The organism is Alloiococcus sp. CFN-8 (assembly GCF_049943125.1).
Taxonomy (GTDB): Bacteria; Bacillota; Clostridia; order Clostridiales; family Clostridiaceae; genus JAEXZL01.
On sequence record NZ_CP188040.1, the window covers coordinates 1789838 to 1806564 of the forward strand.

Annotated in this window: 19 protein-coding genes; 11 read left to right on the forward strand and 8 right to left on the reverse strand. The window is 37.3% G+C overall.

The window, feature by feature from the left end; genetic code table 11:
• Nucleotides 1–2: 2 nt before the first annotated feature.
• The 3 genes from ACPWSR_RS08190 to ACPWSR_RS08200 all read left to right on the forward strand — a co-directional run bounded on the left by ACPWSR_RS08190 (nucleotide 3) and on the right by ACPWSR_RS08200 (nucleotide 2641).
• A complete protein-coding gene (locus ACPWSR_RS08190) occupies nucleotides 3–611 on the forward strand; it encodes a flavin reductase family protein (protein WP_426351194.1) in 609 nt (202 codons plus the stop codon).
• A 35-nt stretch (nucleotides 612–646) separates the two neighbouring features.
• A complete protein-coding gene (locus tag ACPWSR_RS08195; protein WP_426351195.1) occupies nucleotides 647–1252 on the forward strand; it encodes an alpha/beta hydrolase in 606 nt (201 codons plus the stop codon).
• A 228-nt stretch (nucleotides 1253–1480) separates the two neighbouring features.
• A complete protein-coding gene (locus ACPWSR_RS08200; protein WP_426351196.1) occupies nucleotides 1481–2641 on the forward strand; it encodes a hypothetical protein in 1161 nt (386 codons plus the stop codon).
• Between the two features lie 125 nt (nucleotides 2642–2766).
• On the opposite strand, the gene ACPWSR_RS08205 is transcribed toward ACPWSR_RS08200, so the two are convergent.
• Together ACPWSR_RS08205 and ACPWSR_RS08210 are read right to left on the reverse strand one after the other, a co-directional pair.
• The gene (locus ACPWSR_RS08205; protein WP_426351197.1) at nucleotides 2767–4008 is read right to left on the reverse strand and encodes a dicarboxylate/amino acid:cation symporter; all 1242 of its coding nucleotides are present in this window, start codon (nucleotides 4006–4008) and stop codon (nucleotides 2767–2769) included.
• 322 nt (nucleotides 4009–4330) lie between these two features.
• Entirely contained in the window at nucleotides 4331–4606 is a 276-nt protein-coding gene (locus tag ACPWSR_RS08210) for a DUF4190 domain-containing protein (RefSeq protein WP_426351198.1), read from the reverse strand.
• 196 nt (nucleotides 4607–4802) lie between these two features.
• Here ACPWSR_RS08210 and ACPWSR_RS08215 point away from each other — a divergent pair, with 196 nt between their 5' ends.
• A complete protein-coding gene (locus ACPWSR_RS08215) occupies nucleotides 4803–5312 on the forward strand; it encodes a GNAT family N-acetyltransferase (protein WP_426351199.1) in 510 nt (169 codons plus the stop codon).
• 118 nt (nucleotides 5313–5430) lie between these two features.
• A complete protein-coding gene (locus ACPWSR_RS08220) occupies nucleotides 5431–6366 on the forward strand; it encodes a sigma-70 family RNA polymerase sigma factor (RefSeq protein ID WP_426351200.1) in 936 nt (311 codons plus the stop codon).
• 105 nt (nucleotides 6367–6471) lie between these two features.
• On the opposite strand, the gene ACPWSR_RS08225 is transcribed toward ACPWSR_RS08220, so the two are convergent.
• Together ACPWSR_RS08225 and hypB are read right to left on the reverse strand one after the other, a co-directional pair.
• Nucleotides 6472–6864 carry a hydrogenase maturation nickel metallochaperone HypA gene (locus tag ACPWSR_RS08225; protein ID WP_426351201.1) on the reverse strand — a complete coding sequence of 131 codons (393 nt, stop codon included), beginning with the start codon at nucleotides 6862–6864 and terminating at the stop codon, nucleotides 6472–6474.
• The gene (hypB, locus tag ACPWSR_RS08230; RefSeq protein WP_426351202.1) at nucleotides 6836–7501 is read right to left on the reverse strand and encodes a hydrogenase nickel incorporation protein HypB; all 666 of its coding nucleotides are present in this window, start codon (nucleotides 7499–7501) and stop codon (nucleotides 6836–6838) included. The genes ACPWSR_RS08225 and hypB overlap by 29 nt, the downstream gene beginning before the upstream one ends.
• 390 nt (nucleotides 7502–7891) lie before the next feature.
• On the opposite strand from hypB, the gene ACPWSR_RS08235 reads away from it, so the two are divergent.
• Together ACPWSR_RS08235 and ACPWSR_RS08240 are read left to right on the forward strand one after the other, a co-directional pair.
• Nucleotides 7892–8509: a DUF1269 domain-containing protein gene (locus tag ACPWSR_RS08235; protein ID WP_426351203.1), complete on the forward strand. Its 618-nt coding sequence runs from the start codon at nucleotides 7892–7894 to the stop codon at nucleotides 8507–8509.
• 97 nt (nucleotides 8510–8606) lie between these two features.
• Entirely contained in the window at nucleotides 8607–9749 is a 1143-nt protein-coding gene (locus ACPWSR_RS08240) for an aminotransferase class V-fold PLP-dependent enzyme (RefSeq protein WP_426351204.1), read from the forward strand.
• Between the two features lie 48 nt (nucleotides 9750–9797).
• Here ACPWSR_RS08240 and ACPWSR_RS08245 read toward each other — a convergent pair whose 3' ends face one another.
• From ACPWSR_RS08245 to ACPWSR_RS08260, 4 genes are all read right to left on the reverse strand, one after another.
• The gene (locus ACPWSR_RS08245; protein ID WP_426351205.1) at nucleotides 9798–10928 is read right to left on the reverse strand and encodes a DegT/DnrJ/EryC1/StrS family aminotransferase; all 1131 of its coding nucleotides are present in this window, start codon (nucleotides 10926–10928) and stop codon (nucleotides 9798–9800) included.
• Nucleotides 10918–11511: an acyltransferase gene (locus ACPWSR_RS08250; RefSeq protein ID WP_426351206.1), complete on the reverse strand. Its 594-nt coding sequence runs from the start codon at nucleotides 11509–11511 to the stop codon at nucleotides 10918–10920. The genes ACPWSR_RS08245 and ACPWSR_RS08250 overlap by 11 nt, the downstream gene beginning before the upstream one ends.
• Nucleotide 11512: 1 nt before the next feature.
• Complete coding sequence (locus tag ACPWSR_RS08255; protein ID WP_426351207.1) at nucleotides 11513–12592, reverse strand: Gfo/Idh/MocA family protein; 1080 nt, start codon at nucleotides 12590–12592, stop codon at nucleotides 11513–11515.
• A gap of 375 nt (nucleotides 12593–12967) precedes the next feature.
• Entirely contained in the window at nucleotides 12968–13360 is a 393-nt protein-coding gene (locus ACPWSR_RS08260; RefSeq protein WP_426351208.1) for a MerR family transcriptional regulator, read from the reverse strand.
• 116 nt (nucleotides 13361–13476) lie between these two features.
• On the opposite strand from ACPWSR_RS08260, the gene ACPWSR_RS08265 reads away from it, so the two are divergent.
• The 4 genes from ACPWSR_RS08265 to recA all read left to right on the forward strand — a co-directional run bounded on the left by ACPWSR_RS08265 (nucleotide 13477) and on the right by recA (nucleotide 16602).
• Complete coding sequence (locus tag ACPWSR_RS08265; RefSeq protein ID WP_426351209.1) at nucleotides 13477–14322, forward strand: aldo/keto reductase; 846 nt, start codon at nucleotides 13477–13479, stop codon at nucleotides 14320–14322.
• A 259-nt stretch (nucleotides 14323–14581) separates the two neighbouring features.
• A complete protein-coding gene (locus ACPWSR_RS08270; RefSeq protein WP_426351210.1) occupies nucleotides 14582–14887 on the forward strand; it encodes a hypothetical protein in 306 nt (101 codons plus the stop codon).
• Between the two features lie 196 nt (nucleotides 14888–15083).
• Nucleotides 15084–15182, forward strand: coding sequence for a CarD family transcriptional regulator (locus ACPWSR_RS08275; protein WP_426351211.1), 99 nt, complete (start codon nucleotides 15084–15086; stop codon nucleotides 15180–15182).
• Nucleotides 15183–15414: 232 nt separating this feature from the next.
• A complete protein-coding gene (recA, locus tag ACPWSR_RS08280; protein WP_426351367.1) occupies nucleotides 15415–16602 on the forward strand; it encodes a recombinase RecA in 1188 nt (395 codons plus the stop codon).
• Nucleotides 16603–16727 lie beyond the last annotated feature (125 nt).

A 16727-nucleotide genomic window follows, 5' to 3' on the forward strand; every position in this document is an offset into this window, starting at 1 on the left:
TTTTGATATCCATAAATACCGCTTTAAACAGTGAAAAAGATAATTATAAATTGCTCACAGGAAGTATAATACCAAGACCCATAGCCTTTGTTACCACAAGGTCCTCTCAGGGAGTGTTAAATGGAGCACCCTTCAGCTTTTTTAATGTAGTAGCCTCCAATCCTCCCATGATCTCCTTATCAGTGCAGAGAAAGGCTGGGGAGATGAAGGACACCGCAAAGAATATAATGGACACTGGAGAATTTGTGGTTCATATAGTGGATGAACAAAACGTAGAAAAGGTCAATGAAACCTCAGCATCACTGCCATCCTGGGAGAGTGAGATAGAATTAGCTGGCTTAACAGAGATAAGCAGTGAAAAAATATCTGTGCCTGGTATTAAGGAAGCAAAGGTTAGGTTGGAATGTGTGCTGGAGAAGAGCTTAGTTCTTGGTGATACTGAGGCTCCAGCCTGCGACCTTATCATAGCTAGGGTGGTGCAAATTCATGTGGCTGAAGAGGTCTATGAAGTGGGCAGGATAAATCCTAAGGTATTAGCTGCCGTATGCCGATTGGCTGGGAATAACTACGCCTCTCTAGGGGAAATATTTGTCCTTGAAAGACCTCTATAAGCTACTAAAAACGCATTTTTAAAAGGAGAAAAAGTATGAAGCATATATTTGAAAAAGGAAAAAATCCAGATAGCGGAACTCTTCTTTTACTCCATGGCACTGGAGGGAACGAAAGAGACTTATTACCCTTAGCAAGGATGATAGATCCAGAGGCAGCAGTGCTAAGCCCTTTAGGAAATGTTTCAGAAATGGGCATGGCCAGATTTTTTAGAAGGCTGGAAGAGGGTGTCTTTGATGAAGAGGATCTAATTTTTAGAACCAAGGAGCTAAAGGAATTCATAGATGAGTCCGCAAGAAAATATTCACTAAGCAGAAACAACATTATAGCAGTAGGCTATTCTAACGGAGCTAATATAGCTGCAAGCCTGCTTTTTCACCATAAGGCTTCCTTAAGAGGAGCAATTCTTCATCACCCCATGGTGCCAAGAAGAGGAATAGAGCTGCCAGATTTATCAAGAACTCCAGTATTTATAGCAGCAGGAACCAATGATCCCATATGTCCTAAGGAGGAGGCTCTTGAGCTTAAGGACATCCTTGAGAATGCCAGCGCAGCAGTTAAGCTTCACTGGGAGCATAATGGACACCAGCTCACCAGAGAAGAGATTAAGGTTGCAGCTGCGTGGTACAGGACGGCTTTCTAGGAAACTAGTGTCTGAAGCTTAGATACATTTACTGAAGTAAGTATTTAAGCTTTATAATAATTAATACAAAGGTCCTAATCAGAAGGATATTCTGGTTAGGGCTTTTATTATGCCATCACGCATCTATAACCATAATAAGTTATTAATGTAAAATATTTGTTTTAATCAGCGTATGCATGATAAAATAAATTATAAGATAATAATACTTTTATGGATGGGGTAGATGTTATGAGAAAAATAACTGTATCACTACTAATTATAACTCTCATTTCCCTTATAGTATCAGCTTGTGGGCTAGGTGATGCCCCTCCTGGAGAGGAAGCCTATGAAGCGGAGGAGGTTTCTAATTTTGACGATATTAATTTTTCTGTTTATGCAGGTAAGGCTTCTGAAAAGGTGAGCAGAATTGATTGTCAGTACTATCCCAGGAATTTTGGTAGCGGGGAAGATACAAAGGAAGCAATTGATTATGATGCTTTAGACGAGTATTATATGAATCTTATTTTTAATGAGGAGATAGATAGCCTCTTTATAACCTTAAATTACATGCCTGAAAATATGCACATTATAAAAGTTGATGATAAGGGTAAGGAGAGCAAGGTAGATTATAGAGTAGAAAGAGAGCTGGCACCAGAAGGAGAGAAGGGCTATGTATATACCTTTGCCTTTGATTTTACCTTTGGAGAAGACTTTAATCCAGTATATAAAGCTACTATTACTTATCCGGAAGAGAAGATTCTAGATCTTGCCTTTAAGATAAGAAATCCAGAACAAAAGCCTTTAACAAAGGAGGCCATTGATATTAATTTATCCTTAGAGAAGGAAGAGGAGGATAAGCTTTATCACTTTCTTTTAAATACTTCTGTCTCTTATGGTATTCATAGCAACTATATAAGGAACTCCTATATTCATGTTGAGGAGATGGAAACAAGCTTACCTGATATTGTAAGATTGTTTGCTATTATGATAGATGATAATGGTTACTTGGGTTATGGGTATATATTTAAAAATTCTATAGAAGAAATCTATGGTGATCCTACTATAGAACCTACCGCCTTTGATATAGATAAAGACGGACAAATGGAGCTCATATATATAACCAACTGGGGATCCGGTAACAGTTCTGATTTTATATATGTCTTTGATAATGAAGAGGAACGGGCTACCATGGCTCTTTATGGAAATCTGTGGCTTCAGATTCCCAAGGATCAGGGTGGAGAGCATTATCAGGTTATTTATCAGGGAGATGCACCGGCAACTAAACCAGAGCTAAGAGAGAATACAGGAACCGTACAGCTCCGAGTGAATTCTCAAGGGGAAAGAGAAGTATATATAGAAAAGGCCGAAGAAGATAAGTATACGGATATGGAGGCACATAGAGCTAAGTGATATAAAAGTACAGTATACAGCCTCGCCAAATAATTCTATATAAGCAATTATTAATATAAATTTATTCATATAAATTAAGAGCAGCTAACGATGATTATAAAAAATCGTTAGCTGCTTATTTTAGCTTATATAGTTTCAACAGCCTCACTGTTGGAGCTCTTTTTATTCGACTCTATTTTTGATATAAAGACAGCGCAGGTAGCATCTCCGGTAATGTTAAGGGTGGTACGTCCCATGTCAAAGATTTTATCTACTCCTGCTATCAGCGCAATTCCAGCTACAGGGAGACCAACGCTTTCTAGAACCATAGCAAGCATTATCATTCCAGCTCCAGATACTCCAGCAGTACCAATGGAGGCCAGGGTTGCCGTGATAACTATCATGCCCATCTGAGTAAGTGAAAGATCAACACCATAGCAGGAGGCTATGAATACTGAGGTTACACCCATATAGATAGCTGTTCCATCCATGTTTATTGTAGCTCCTAAGGGAAGCACAAAGGAAGAAACGTCCGGATCTGCACCCATCTTATTACAGCATTCAATATTAAGGGGAAGGGTAGCATTAGAGGAAGACGTGGTAAAGGCGCAGATCATAGCAGGAGCTAACCCTTTAAAAAATGCTAAAGGACTCATATTACTAAGAAATCTTACACTCAAACCGTACACTACGATTATATGTGTAATATAGGCAAGATAAGCTACTAAAATAACAATTCCAAGAGAGCCTACAATAGTTGGTCCATTTACTGCAACCACATTGCACATAAGGCAGAATACACCTATAGGAGTAATCTTTATAACAGCCATCATTACCTTCATTATAACCTCATAGAAGGAATTAACTATATCTCCTATAAGCTGACCCTTTTTACCAGCTAATAAAATACCTGAACCTAACAGTATAGCAATTACGATTACAGGAAGCATTTCACCGTTGACCATAGGGGTTAAGATGTTTGAAGGGAAGATATTTACTATAACATCCATAATCTTCGTGGTAGCTGCCTCATAGGAAGCATCGGCAGTTTCTAGAATAGGAAATTGGCCTTTAAAAATATTTGCAAAGGTCAAGCCAATTCCTACAGCTAAGGCTGTAGTAAGCATGTAGTATACGAAGGTTTTCCACCCTATAGAGCCTACTCTTTTTAGGTCCTGTAGAGATATAACTCCTCCGATAATTGAGAAAAGAACTACTGGAACTACGAGAAACTTTAATAGATTAATATAGATAGTTCCTATGGGTTTAATGTAGTTAGTGGTAAATTCAGGGTTGTCCAAAAATAATAAGCCTACAATAATACCTGATATCATGCCTATAAATATCCAGGCACTTAATGATAATTTCCTTTTACTACTATTCTCCATTTTTATTACTCCTTTCGTTTAATACTACTTTGCTAAATTGATTGTGATTAAATTGACAATATTTAACAGTTGGTTCATAAAGTAATGATATCATGGATACGATTACATTAATAGTAATTTTATGGATATATATGTTATCGTGGATATTTTTGGGAAAATGTAAAAAATAGTAGGAGTTCTATAACAGGGTATTAATTATAGTACGTTTTAAAATATTTTGTTTGATGAATTGATAATAATATTTTCAGTATATAATTGCTATAGAACCATGACTTAAAGTCTCCAGCCCTGAACAATAAGCTCACTGGCTGGAGACCTTTTGTTAATATCCACTAGTAATTAATTTTGCTAAAATACTTGTTCCTATAACAATGATAAGCTGAAGTACTAACCCTACTATACTAGTAATTAGTCCTCCCAGGGCAAGTCCACTTCCTTTTTCACCTCTCTCTTCAATTTCTCTAGTTGCTATTCGAGATAAGATTATTCCTACAATAGAGGTGGCTAGTCCTAAATAAGTAATTAATAATGATATGATACCCAGAACAAGAGAAACGATGGCCTTGGTATTGGTTTTGGTATTAGCTTGATTTTCCATTTATCCCCCTAAATTTTAATTGTTTCTGTAAGCTTAAGATGTCAGTGCTACAGCTATTAATAATATATGTTCATATTGGGAGGTAAATGTTTAATTCTAATTATTCTAAAAGGGATTTATTAATGTAATAATATGGTGGTAAAATAGGAAATAAGATGGATAATTAAAATGTAAATAGCAAACGGAGGGGAATCAAATGGAGCTGATAAGGACCACAGAACAGGATATACCTAGTGTAATGGAGATCATTAGAGCTGGACAAAGATATTTTAGACAAGCTAACATATATCAGTGGGTAAATAATTATCCTAATGAGGATATCATAAAGGAAGATATATTAAAGGGTTATAGCTATGTTCTTGTCCATGAGGGTAAAATAGTAGCTACTGCAGCAGTGGCCTTTGATGGTGAACCAACCTATGAAAAAATATATGACGGTAATTGGCTTACTGATGAAGAGTATGGGGTAATCCACAGGATAGCCGTGGCAGAAGAGCTTAAAGGTCAGGGTATCGCAGGAGAGCTGTTAAAAAAGGTTGAAGAGCTCTGCAGAGAAAGACAGGTTAGGAGTATTAAAATAGATACCCATGAGGATAACAAACCTATGCAGAGACTAATGGAGAAAAAAGGATTTGTATACTGCGGAATAATCTATTTAGAGAGCGGCAGTAAAAGAATAGCCTTTGAAAAAGTTCTTAGATTATAAAAGATATAATAGCTATAAATATGTAGAAAAAAATATAATTTTAGAATATTCTGCTTACATCATACTGGCTTTTCTGATAAAATAGTCAGGTAGTTATATGAATGGAGGCGGAAGTGTATTGCCAGATATAGGTAGGGAGGAAGGCCTTATAGAGTATGATGCTATAGAAGAAGTGGAAATCAGCCCTTTAGAGGGCGAATCTGGGGAATATGTGAATGAAGAAATAACCGATGACTCTGTAAGGATGTATCTTAAGGAAATAGGTAGTATACCTTTATTGACTCCAGAAAAGGAAGTAGAGCTAGCCAGGAGAATAGAATCAGGGGATGAAACAGCCCGTGAGGAAATGATAAAGTCAAATCTCCGATTAGTAGTGAGCGTAGCTAAAAGATATGCTCGTGGAAGCAGCCTTAGCATTCTTGATTTGATACAGGAGGGGAATACAGGGCTTATAAAAGCTGTGGAGAGGTTTGACCATCATAGGGGCTATAAATTCAGTACCTACGCCTTGTGGTGGATAAGACAGGCTGTTACCAGGGCAATAGCTGATCAAAGCAGAACAATAAGGGTTCCAGTACATATGAGAGAAACCATGAATAGGATTTCAAGGGTCTCAAGGGAATTTTTCTTGGAGAATGATAGGGAGCCTAATACCAGTGAGATAGTAGACATCATGGCTATGGACGAACATAAACTAGAAGAAATAATGAAGCTTTATGGTGATACCCTATCTTTAGATACTCCCGTGGGAGAGGAAGAGGATACCCTTCTTTTAGACTTTATTGCCGATGATGAGCAGGGAGATCAATTTCAAAGGGCTGAGCTTAATTTTCTTAAAGAAGAGATAAAAGAAATACTTTCAACGCTTTCTGAGAGGGAGCAGAAGATTTTAAGCCTTAGATTCGGCTTTGAGGGTGACAGAATTTATACCTTGGAAGAAGTTGGACAAATGTTCCGGCTCACTAGAGAGAGGATTCGCCAGATTGAAGGAAGAGCCTTAACAAGGCTTAGAGGTAAAAAGGAAACAATATATCTCAGGAGTTACATAGAGTAGGACTATGAATTGCATGTCCTACTCTATTTTTAAGTTTTTTTAAAGGAGTCATAATAAATCCTTTAAGCAAGGAATATCACTAAGGGGGAGTGAACAATCCTTACTCTAAGGCACTATGATTTCCTTTATAAGAAACTCTCTTCCTCCTAAAAGCTCCCATTGATGGCTGCTGCACTTGGGACAGGTGCTGTTATTAGCTCGAATATTGAATACACTGCGGCAGCCTTTACACAGAGCATTCCCCGGAAGAATTTCAATTTTTAGCTTACAATTTTCTAAGAGAGTACCTTCTACTGCTGCTGGGTAAACAGCCTCTATATAGTGTGGTATCATGGCCGATAGCTCTCCAATCTGTAATACAAGTGTATCTATTACCTCAATATTATTCCTTTTAGCAAAAGCTTCAATGGAGTTTACTACACTGATTACTACTCCCAGCTCATGCAAAGAATTCACCACCTTAAGTCTTTTATTCTTCAATCCATTTTTTTGTTTCACTTCTCAGCCACTGAGCCCATTCTTCTATGCCTTCTCCGGTTTTTGCAGAGATAGGCATTATTTTTATATGGGGATTCAGGTTAAGAACTCTTTCTTTCACTGCTTCTAGATCGAAATCGAAATACTTTAACACATCTATTTTGTTAATTAACAATACATCTGCTATAGAAAACATTAATGGATATTTGAGAGGCTTGTCATCTCCCTCGGGAACACTGAGTATCATGGCATTTTTTACTGCACCAGTATCAAATTCTGCAGGACAAACAAGGTTTCCTACATTCTCTAATATAACTAAGTCTAAGTTTTTAGTTTCCAAGGCTTCAAGGCCTTGTCTAGTCATATCAGCATCTAAATGGCACATGCCTCCTGTATGAAGCTGAATGGCAGTAATTCCCGTTTTAGCAATGGTTTCTGCATCGATAGCAGAATCAATATCTGCTTCCATAACACCTATCTTAAGCTCTTCCTTTAGGTATGGAATCGTTTCTTTAAGGGTTGTAGTCTTACCAGATCCTGGTGAGGACATGAGGTTTAATAAAAAGGTTTTTTCTTTTTTAAGTCTTTCCCTGAGCAAGCCCGCTTGTCTGTTGTTATCCTCAAAAACACTTTCTTTAATTTCTAAGATTCTAACCATTATACAACCATCCCTTTTATTAAATATTTAACATAATCAATTACTATTTTTTACTTAAATTTATAAAAAGCTATACTATAAAGAGTATTTTCTTATTTAATTAGCAACTATTATAAAAATTATATCATTCCAAAAATTTACAGTCAATTGAATATTGTCAAAAAATTAACTAGTATGATGGTAAAGAGGACTCGATAATTATTTTTGTTAGTTCTTTAAAAATAGCAGTTTTCTCAATATTACAATTTCTTTACATTTACTTAACTATTTCTGCTATTATATAATATTTATCTCTACAGGATGTATAAAAAGGATATGAGGGGTAACTTTTGAAGATAATAACCTTATTATACATACAAAAGTAAAGGAAGGAATAGAAATATGACTCATATGGAAAACATAATCATAGTTAATTTTAAGAAGGAAAGTCAGGCCTATGAGGCTTATTCAGAGATCAAAAGAGATCCTTACAGCAGAAGCTGCTTGATTTCTCAGCTAATTCTTGTGGAAAAGGTAAATGGTCAAATATTACCCTGCGAAACCTTCCATACAGGGGTAGAAGTCAGTGAGGATATCTTTAAGGGAGGCTTATTAGGAGGACTTATAGGAATATTAGGAGGTCCTATAGGAATTCTATTAGGAGGAAGTGTAGGCTTATTGGTAGGTTCTCTCATAGATGCAGCACATGTTTCCCATAATAGCTCTATCTTAGAAAAGGTAGTAAATAATATTAAGGATGGAGAAATTGCTTTAGTAGCTCTTGTTCAGGAGACCAATACCAGCACCTTTGATGGAAAGGTTCAGGGCTATGATGCTGAGCTAACTAGGTATGATGCAGCTCTTATTCAAGAGGAAGTAGAGATAGCAGAGGAGCTTCATAGGAAAATAGAGAAAAGAGTAAAGGAAGAGGTTAGAGCGGTAAAAACCTCAGAAAGAAAAGAAAAAAAGGAAGAGATAAGAAAGATGATAAGAAGACACTTTAATGATTTAAAGAAGGATATTGAATAAGGGTAATAAAAAGGGATGGTACAGAATATAATGCTATATGCTTATTTTTGCACCATCCCTTATATTTTAGGGAAATCTATGCTATTGGGAGGTTTCTATGATATATCTAGATAATGCTGCTACTTCCTTCCCTAAGCCTTCAGAGGTTTATGAGGAGGTCTTATCTGCTATGAAAACCTATGGTGCTAACCCTGGAAGAAGCTCTCACTCTATGGGGATAGAGGCGTCCTCTGTAATTATGGATACAAGGTCTGAGCTAGCAGAGCTTTTAAATGTACCTAACCCCTTAAATATTATTTTTACCTCCAACGCTACGGAGGCACTAAACATTGCTATTAAAGGAGTACTTCAAAAGGGTGATCATATAATATCTACTTTATTAGAGCATAATTCTGTTCTAAGGCCCTTAGACTCCTTAGGTAAAAGGGGAATGAGCTACTCTCTAATAGGCACAGATGGAGAAGGTCATGTGGATTTATCTTCATTAAAGAGAGAAATAAGAAAAAATACTAGAGCTATAATAATAAATCATGCTTCTAATGTTTTAGGAACACTGCAGAATCTAAAAGCAGTGGGTGAAATTGCACTGCGTCATGGACTGACCTTTATTGTGGATGGTTCTCAAAGTGTTGGTGCAATAGATATAAATGTTAGAGAGCTTAATATTGACCTTCTTGCCTTTCCAGGACACAAGGGGCTCTTGGGACCACAAGGCACAGGAGGCCTTTATATACGGGAGGGCTTACACCTTGAAACCTTTAAGGAAGGTGGTACTGGTAGTAGCTCTCACTCTGTAACTCAGCCTAACTTCCTTCCAGATCGCTTTGAAAGCGGAACCTTAAATACCCCAGGTATAGCTGGACTGGGACAGGGGATTAAATTCATAAAGAAGGAAGGCTTAAACAATATAAAGGCAAAGGAAGATAGTCTCATAAATCAGCTCATAGAAGAGCTTTCTGCCTTAAGCTATGTTAAGCTATATGGTCCTAAGGATACAAAAAATAGAACCTCTGTCTTTTCCTTAAATCTTGAAGGCTTTGAAAGCTCTCAGGTAGGACAGAGGCTTAATGCCTTGAATATTGCTGTAAGAACAGGCTATCACTGCGCTCCCTTTGTGCATACTATTATTGATACAATGAATCGTGGGACTGTTAGAATAAGTCCAGGGTACTTTAATACTCCAGAGGATATTGAGGCACTGGTGAAGGGGATTATAGGCATTTATAGTGGTGGAATTTAAGAGAATCATTGAAGCCCTAGAGAGTTAATAACTACTCTAAGGCTTTTATTATAAAGAAAAGTATTCCTCTATAGAGGAGCATATAAAATCAAGCTCCTTTTCTGTTTGATAGCCGTGGATAGGGAGAGATAATACTCTTTCTCCAAGGGCTTTGGCTGTAGGACAAGGCTCCTGGAGAGCCTTAAGATAGCAAAAAGCCTTCTGCTCCTGAAGAGGTTTTTCGTAATAAATCATAGTGGGGATATCTCTTTCCTGCAGATACCTTTTTAGTCCATTACGTTCTTTTGCATCCTTAAGCTTGATTGTATATTGAGCCCAGCTGGAGGCTACGGATGATGGGGTTTTAGGCGTCCCTACTATGGAGGAAAGCCTCTTTGAATATATTTGGGCCATTTTTTCCATAGTTTTCAGCTCATATTCCTTCAGGGCTTCCAGCTTCGTAAGAAGAACTGCTGCCTGAAGAGTGTCTAACCGTGAATTATAGCCAAGCCTTACGTTGTCGTATTTATTTTTCCCCTGACCATGTGCTCTAATGGAATATAACTCCTCTGCCAGAGCGGAGTCCCTAGTGAATATGGCCCCTCCATCACCGTAGCAGCCCAAGGGCTTCGTGGGAAAGAAGGAGGTGGTAGCAGCGCTTCCAAAGGATAGGGCAGGGCGATTACAGAGGGTACTTCCAAAGCCCTGAGCTCCATCCTCTAGGAGAAGGAGCTCATATTTTTCTGCCAGTGGCTCTAGGGAGCTATAGTCCGCAGGAAGTCCGAAGAGATCTACGGAAATTATGGCCTTTGGTTTTAGACTACCACCTTTCAAAACTCTTATGATTGCTTCCTCCAGGCTCCTTGGGGAGATATTGAAGGTTTCAGGATCTACATCCACAAAGATGATTTCTGCTCCTAGTTTTGCAGGAGCCTCTGCCGTTGCGAAGAAGGTGAAATCCGGTACAAATATGCAGTCTCCTGGCCCTATACCATAGGCGGATAAAACCAGGGTCAAGGCATCGGTACCATTACCGCAGGTAATACAGTGATTAACTCCTATATATTCTGCTAAAGCTCTTTCTAGCTCTAAAACCTCCTGTCCTTGAATAAAGCTTCCTTCCTCAAGAATTTTTTGAAGCCTTGGAGCTAATCTATCCTTTATAGCAAGATATTGAGCCTTTATTCCTTTAAATTCCATGGTTATCCCCCTTTTTCTCTAGATAAGGATAAAGTATTCCTTTTTCTAAAAGATAGCTTTTGCCGCAGTTAGGACAAGTAAGCTTATGACTTAACCTCTCTCCACATTCACATACCCAGCCCTTCTGTTTTCCTGGGCAGCCTATGATAAGAGCGTAATCAGGAACATCCTTGGTCACCACAGAACCAGCAGCGATGAGGGAGTAGCTGCCAATTGTATGTCCACAGATAATGGTGGAATTTGCTCCTAAGGTTGCGCCTCTTTTAACAACAGTTTTTTTATAGGAGTTAGGGTCAATGGAAAATTCGCTTCTAGGATTAATAACATTGGTAAAAACCACCGACGGACCACAGAAAACGTAATCCTCCAGCTCTACCCCCTGATATACGGACACGTTGTTCTGTATCTTTACTCCTCTTCCCATGATAACCCCTGGCCCTATATTTACGTTTTGTCCAAGAGTACAGCCTTCTCCTATGGTAGCCCCCTTTTGTATGTGGCAGAAGTGCCATATGCGGGTTCCTCTGCCAATAGTACAGGGCGCATCTATATAGCTGCTTTCGTGGACATAGTAGCCTTCCATATTAAGAATCTCCTTTAAAGTCCAGGGTGCTTCCTGTTTTTAGAGGGAGGGTAACAGCCTTTTTTTCCTGAGAGGATTTATAAATTGCTAGGACAAGCTCTAAGGCATTTCTTCCAGCAATGGCATCTATATAAGTAGGACGATTATCTTTTATTGCAGCTATCATATCCTCGTATAATGGAAGATGTCCGAAGCCATATATATCAGGAGGATTTTCTCTGTATTTAAGCTCAGCTGTTAAGTCTTCTATGCGAATATCCTGAAAGTTCCATTCTTCTATAAGGTTTAAGGATTTTCCACCAACCTTGATAGTTCCTTTTTCTCCAAATATATATAAGGTTTCTTCAAGATTGTCAGGGAAGGTATTCACTGTACCTTCTATAAGTCCATAAGCTCCATTTTGAAATTTAATCATTGCAAGGCCTAGATCTTCAGCTTCTATATAGGGATGATTCATATTATCAATTAACCCCGTTACCTCCTTAATATCATCGCCCATCATCCACCGTAGCATATCTATATTATGAATGCATTGATTCATAAGAGCGCCACCATCACTGGCCCAGGTTCCTCTCCAGGAAGCTTGATCATAATACATCTGGTTTCTGGACCATAATATATGGGCAGAGCCATAGAGTATACGGCCTAAACGCTGCTCTTCTATCGCCTCCCTTACCTTTTGAATAGCCTTATTAAAGCGGTTTTGATGGCATACTGCTACTTTAACACCTTTATTTCTCGATGCATCAATGATTCTATCTGCTTCCTCTAGATTTAAGGTTATTGGCTTTTCTATTATTACATTGCATCCAGCATCTATGCAGTCTAGGGCTATTTTCCCATGGCTGCCACTATCAGTGCAGATGGCTATGATATCGGGAGGTGCCTCTTTTAAAAGTAGCTTGTAATCTGTATATTTTTTTACTGGAGCATAAAGACTGATTTTGTCATACTTTTCTTCTAATCTTTGTATATTTATATCACAAAGACAGCTTATTATAAGGCCGCTTTTAAATGCTGCCTTTAAATGATTTGATGAAATCCGTCCGCAGCCTATAATTCCATAGGTAAGACCATCCATTTTCGCACCTCCTACAAGATTTCAATATTGTCCCTTTCTTTAATGTCACCTTTGGTAATTTCTTCAAGGCCAGTATAACTTTTTCTTTTATAGATATATTCCTTTTTATTTAGTAGAATTTCCTTCAAGTTATTCACCGCTTTCGTATTACTTAGTAGCTTCAAATTAACTTCACCAACTTACCATTCATTATATTCACCTGAATAATAAGTGGCGCAGAAATTATAGGAATATAACCTTTCTTTTTTGATATAATTCTTTAGGACAAGTATTGTTTTAAGAGGTCGAACTGCGGCAGTGTTAAATAATTTAGCTGACGAGATAATTGAGGACTGCTATACAGCCGTATAGCAGTATCACGGACAATTGTTTAGTTTATTTGTCTATTAGATTACTTATATATTCTATTTCCCCTGATAAGACACCATCATAAAAGGATTGCTTGCCATCAATAAATTTAATGCAATCATTGATTTCTTCAAGCCTTTTTAATAATAATTCTTTTGTATTATAAAGCATCTTCTTTCTCTGAGGAATTGTTGAAGGACCTTCTAAACAAAGGTTCATATATATTTTCATATCCTTTATGCTCATTCCACATTTTCTTAAGGATTGTAAGCCCTTTATCCATGCAATATTTCTTTCGTCAAAATTCCGGTAATTGTTTTTATCTCTTTTCAGATTAGGAATCAAACCTTCTTTACAGTAAAATTTTAAGGTCTCATAGCTCATACCTACTTCATCGCAGGCTTCTTTCATAGTATACATAGCGGATCCTCCTAAAATATATTAATATTCTGAAAAGTAATTGCTCGGTACTTACTACCGACTTTTATAATAATATTGTAGAGCTAGTAAATATAAAACTCAAGGAGGAGCTATAAATGGAATTTGTAACATTAAATAATGGTCTTAAGATGCCATCTGTAGGATTTGGAGTTTTTCAAATTCCTGAGGGGGAAGAATGTACAAGAGCTGTATTAGATGCTATTAATGTTGGATATAGATTAATTGATACTGCACAATCCTATGGAAATGAGAAGTCTGTAGGTGCTGCAATTAATGAATCATCAGTACCAAGAGAAGAGCTTTTTATTACAACCAAGGTATGGATATCAAATGCAGGATATGAAAAAGGAAAAGCTTCTATTGAAGAATCTTTAAAAAAGATGAAGCTAGAGTATTTGGATTTAGTATTAATACATCAGCCTTTAAATGATTATTATGGAACCTATAGAGCAATGGAAGAACTATACAAGAAGGGCAGGATAAGAGCTATTGGAACCTCTAACTTTTATCCTGATAGATTGGTAGATATAACTTTGTTTAATGAAGTGATTCCTCAAGTTAACCAGGTTGAAGTCAATCCTTTCAATCAGCAGCTAGAAGCAGAGACTGTTCATGAAAAATATGGAATACAGATGGAAGCATGGGCACCTTTTGTTGAAGGTAAAAATGAAATATTTACAAATCCCGTATTAAAAAAGATTGGAAATAAATATGACAAAAGCAATGCACAGATTATATTAAGATGGCTTTTGCAGAGAGGTATTGTTCCCCTGGCAAAGTCTGTTAAGAAAGAAAGGATGGAGGAGAATATTAACATATTTGATTTTCAATTAACCGATGATGATATGAATAAAATATCTGAACTAGACAACAAGAAAAGTTCTTTCTTTGATCATCGAGAGGCTTCCTCCATTGAAAGGTTAGCAAGCTTAATTAGATAAATCATCATATACGATTATAAAATGCCAGCTCCTTTGAATAAGAGAAAGAGCTGGCATCTTTTATAAAAAATTCACTTACATTATTTATTTTAAAAGTGGTAAAATATATATATGAATTTCTAGCAAGATTAACTTAATAGAGAAAAAAATATAGAAATATTTTTATGCAGGCGAATATGTAAACGTTTACTTATGTAAAAGTAATTTTTTTATTATAAGGTTATATTTATTAAAAAAGGTGATGAAAGGAGAACTAAGGATGGATTTGATTAGTGAAAAGGTAGAGCATGTTTCTTTTGGTAAAGGAAGAATATTAGAGGTCAAAGAGGACAAAGTATATGTAAGTTTTCAGGATCAGAAGGAGACAAAGGCCTTTCAGTATCCAGAAGCCTTTGAAAAATTTCTTAAGGCAGAGAATCCAGCAGTAGAAGCAGAGGCTTTAGAGGAGCTAAGAGTTAAAAGAGCTCGTTTGGAGGAAGAAAGGTTGGCTGAAGAAGAAAGAAAAGCTAAGCTTAAACCGGAGGCGCCAGTGAAGAAAACCGTGGCTAGGAAGAAAAAGGCATAAGAAGTAAGAGATAGAAAAGCAAAAAGCAGCTAAGAGCTAAGAGGTAAGAAGTAAGAGTTGAAAGAGTAAAGAGAAAAGAGCAAAGGGAATAGAGAATAGAGAAAAGAGCAAAGAGCAGAAGATAAGAGCAGAAGATAAGAGCAAAAGATGAGAGAAGGGATAAGAGCAAGGAGTATGAGGACAAGGAGTGGGGATTATGTTTAGTGTTGGAGATTTGATTATTTATTCTTCTCATGGATTATGCAGAATTGATGAGATATGTGAGAGGTTGGATTTGGAAGAGGGAAAGAGGTAGTATGTTCTGTATCCCATAAAGGGGACAAAGCTTAAGATAAGTATTTCGGTAGATAATGGTAAAATAGATATATTGGAGCTTTTAAGTAGGAAAGAGGCAGAGAAGGTAATTTCTTTGCTGAGATTGCAATAGCACTTGATACCAAGAATGAGGATATAGAAAAAAGGCTTAACGAGATGATAGATAATAGTGAAGAATAAAAACTGAAAGAGAAGAGAGGGGTATTATGAATATTAATAATGAGAAGCAGGCTGCTTTGGAATCAGCGATGAAGCAGTTGGAAAAGCAGTTTGGTAAAGGCTCTGTGATGAAGTTGGGTGAGCATTCTAAGATGGATGTGGAAGCTATCCCTTCAGGGGCTTTGGCTTTAGATATAGCTCTTGGAGTTGGAGGATTGCCTAAGGGAAGGGTTGTTGAAATCTATGGACCAGAATCCTCAGGAAAGACCACTTTAGCACTTCATGCTGTAGCAGAGGCTCAAAAGAGAAATGGAGCTGCTGCTTTTATCGATGTAGAACATGCTCTTGACCCATCCTATGCAAGGAGATTAGGAGTTAACATCGATGAGCTTATAGTGAGCCAGCCGGACACTGGGGAGCAGGCTTTAGAGATTACTGAGGCATTAGTGAGATCCAATGCCGTTGATGTTATAGTTGTGGATTCAGTAGCAGCTTTAGTTCCTAGAGCTGAAATTGAAGGGGAGATGGGCGACTCTCATATTGGTCTTCAAGCAAGGCTAATGTCTCAGGCTCTCCGTAAGCTTACCTCATCTATTAATAAATCTAAATGTATCGTGATCTTTATTAACCAATTAAGAGAAAAGATTGGTGTTATGTTTGGTAGCCCTGAAACAACTACTGGAGGACGAGCTTTAAAGTTCTATGCTTCTGTGAGACTTGATATAAGGAAGATAGATACTATAAAGGCTGGAGATGAGTTCTTAGGAAGCAGGGTAAGGATAAAGGTTACTAAGAATAAGGTTGCCCCTCCCTTTAAGCAGGCTGAGTTTGACATAATGTATAATGAAGGAATCTCTAGAGTAGGGAATATAATAGATGTAGGAGTTAAGGAAGAGATAGTAGATAAAAGTGGAGCTTGGTTTGCCTACAAGGATACACGTCTGGGACAGGGAAGAGAAAATGCTAAGGCTTATCTTAAGGAAAATCCTGAGCTTGCCGTGGAGATTGAAAATGAAATCAGAAGGAAATACAACCTTCCTACAGTAGGTCTGTCACAGGAAGGAGAGTCAGCTTTAGAAGTTGGACAAGCTGAAGAGGGGGACGTGCCCCAAGAAGCTCAGGCTGGCAAAAAAGTAAGGACATCTAGAAAAGCTGCAAAAGCTAAAGAAGAGATAGCAGAGGAGTCTACTGAAGCAGTGATAACATCAGAGGAAACAGTGAATACTTCAGAGGAAGAATAATATCTTATATAAAAACAAATAAATATAGTAAGCTTATCTAAAGAGAGATATTAGGGATTATTTATAGGATAGTGCCCTTATATCTCTTTTTTATCTGTTACCTAAGATTAAAAAATCCTATATAA

Bases quoted from the DNA above. Each gene is read 5' to 3' on its own strand.
- ACPWSR_RS08245 (WP_426351205.1), bottom strand. From the start codon at position 10,928: ATGGAATTTAAAGGAATAAAGGCTCAATATCTTGCTATAAAGGATAGA.
- ACPWSR_RS08195 (WP_426351195.1), top strand. From the start codon at position 647: ATGAAGCATATATTTGAAAAAGGAAAAAATCCAGATAGCGGAACTCTT.
- ACPWSR_RS08260 (WP_426351208.1), bottom strand. From the start codon at position 13,360: ATGTATACTATGAAAGAAGCCTGCGATGAAGTAGGTATGAGCTATGAG.
- ACPWSR_RS08205 (WP_426351197.1), bottom strand. From the start codon at position 4,008: ATGGAGAATAGTAGTAAAAGGAAATTATCATTAAGTGCCTGGATATTT.
- ACPWSR_RS08250 (WP_426351206.1), bottom strand. From the start codon at position 11,511: ATGGAAGGCTACTATGTCCACGAAAGCAGCTATATAGATGCGCCCTGT.
- ACPWSR_RS08200 (WP_426351196.1), top strand. From the start codon at position 1,481: ATGAGAAAAATAACTGTATCACTACTAATTATAACTCTCATTTCCCTT.
- ACPWSR_RS08255 (WP_426351207.1), bottom strand. From the start codon at position 12,592: ATGGATGGTCTTACCTATGGAATTATAGGCTGCGGACGGATTTCATCA.
- ACPWSR_RS08210 (WP_426351198.1), bottom strand. From the start codon at position 4,606: ATGGAAAATCAAGCTAATACCAAAACCAATACCAAGGCCATCGTTTCT.
- ACPWSR_RS08265 (WP_426351209.1), top strand. From the start codon at position 13,477: ATGGAATTTGTAACATTAAATAATGGTCTTAAGATGCCATCTGTAGGA.
- ACPWSR_RS08235 (WP_426351203.1), top strand. From the start codon at position 7,892: ATGGAAAACATAATCATAGTTAATTTTAAGAAGGAAAGTCAGGCCTAT.
- ACPWSR_RS08270 (WP_426351210.1), top strand. From the start codon at position 14,582: ATGGATTTGATTAGTGAAAAGGTAGAGCATGTTTCTTTTGGTAAAGGA.
- ACPWSR_RS08275 (WP_426351211.1), top strand. From the start codon at position 15,084: ATGTTTAGTGTTGGAGATTTGATTATTTATTCTTCTCATGGATTATGC.
- ACPWSR_RS08215 (WP_426351199.1), top strand. From the start codon at position 4,803: ATGGAGCTGATAAGGACCACAGAACAGGATATACCTAGTGTAATGGAG.
- ACPWSR_RS08240 (WP_426351204.1), top strand. From the start codon at position 8,607: ATGATATATCTAGATAATGCTGCTACTTCCTTCCCTAAGCCTTCAGAG.
- hypB (WP_426351202.1), bottom strand. From the start codon at position 7,501: ATGGTTAGAATCTTAGAAATTAAAGAAAGTGTTTTTGAGGATAACAAC.